The sequence below is a fragment of the Pseudomonas floridensis genome (genome assembly GCF_002087235.1).
Classification (GTDB): Bacteria; Pseudomonadota; Gammaproteobacteria; order Pseudomonadales; family Pseudomonadaceae; genus Aquipseudomonas; species Aquipseudomonas floridensis.
In genome coordinates this window covers 1-1,349 of record NZ_MUIO01000272.1, presented here as the reverse complement: position 1 = coordinate 1,349, position 1,349 = coordinate 1, and the positions used below count along the sequence as shown (strand labels likewise).

Annotated in this window: 2 protein-coding genes; both read left to right on the top strand. The window is 60.5% G+C overall.

Going from position 1 to position 1,349, the window contains the following annotated elements:
- Nucleotides 1–907: Na/Pi cotransporter family protein (locus BZK31_RS28850; protein WP_167378143.1), on the top strand; the 907-nt coding region annotated here is incomplete at its 5' end.
- A 58-nt stretch (nucleotides 908–965) separates the two neighbouring features.
- A partial coding sequence (locus BZK31_RS28845) for an insulinase family protein (protein WP_167378142.1) occupies nucleotides 966–1,349 on the top strand: 384 nt, incomplete at its 3' end.

The window sequence follows — 1,349 nt, the reverse complement described above, 5'->3', positions numbered from 1 at the left end:
CCTGCTGCTGATCATTCCGGTGCTCGATCCATTGGTTGCCTGGATCGACACGCTGGGCTTCAGCCCTCAGGAACTGGTCATCGGCTTCCACCTGATCTACAACACGGCGCGCTGCCTGATCATGCTGCCCACCGTCGGCCCGATGGCGCGTCTATGTGCCGCCTTGCTGCCGCAGCAGAACGAAGTCGGCGGCCTGGCCAAACCGCGCCATCTGGACCTGACAGCGCTCGCCACTCCAACGCTCGCGCTGGCCAATGCCGTGCGTGAGACCCTGCGCATGGGCGATCTGATCGAAAGCATGCTTGGATCGATGCTCGCCGTGCTGCGCGGCACCCAGACGGCGGTCACTCAGGAAGTACGCCGCCTCAACGACGACGTGGAAGCCCTCTACAGCGCCATCAAACTATACCTGGCGCAAATGCCCCGTGAAGAACTGGGCGAACACGATAATCGTCGCTGGGCGGAGATCATCGAGCTGACCATCAATCTGGAACTGGCCGCCGGGCTGATCGAGCGCATGCTGCGCAAGATCCAGCAGCAGAAGACCTCGCAGCGCCGCTCGTTCTCGGAAGTCGGGCTGGAGGAGTTGGCGGACCTGCAGATCCAGTTGCAGTCCAATCTGCGCTTGGGCCTGTCGGTGTTTCTTACCGGCGACGAGGAGAGCGCGCGTCAGTTGCTGCGTGAAAAGCGTCGTTTTAGGGCTCAGGAACGGCGTCTGGCGCATGCCCATGTCAGCCGTTTGCAACGTAAGGTGGTGCAGAGTATCGAGACCAGCTCGTTGCATCTGGAGCTGATTGCCGACATGAAGCGCCTCAACTCGCTGTTCTGCAGCAGCGCATATGCAGTACTGGAAACGTCCGACACAGGCGCGCTGTCAAGCGAAAACGTACCGGAACAATCGCTGTGAACGTAAGGGGGGCGTCGAAGTCTGTTAAACAATACCGGCCCGCAAGGAAAGCTGCTTTATGCGTTGCCTGCTGTTCGCTTGTCTGCTCCTCGGCTCACTCCCTTCATTCGCCCTTGACCGTCTCAAGGTCGAGGGCTATCTGCTGCCCAATGGTCTGCAAGTTCTGCTGAAACCCGGCTACGAAAAAGGTCACGTCGCGATCCGCTTGGTGGTGGGCATCGGCTTCGATGATTTTGCCTGCCAGGACAAAGAGCTGCCGCACCTGCTGGAACACCTGCTGTTCAGCGGTATCGATGACAGCGGCGAGGGAGGGCTGGAAGAGCGTATGCAGGCACTTGGCGGCGAGTGGAACGCCTTCACCAGCAACACCGACACCACCTTCGTGCTGGAAGCCCCTGCGCGCAACCAGCGCAAGGTGCTGGACTTGCTGCTGGAGGTGATG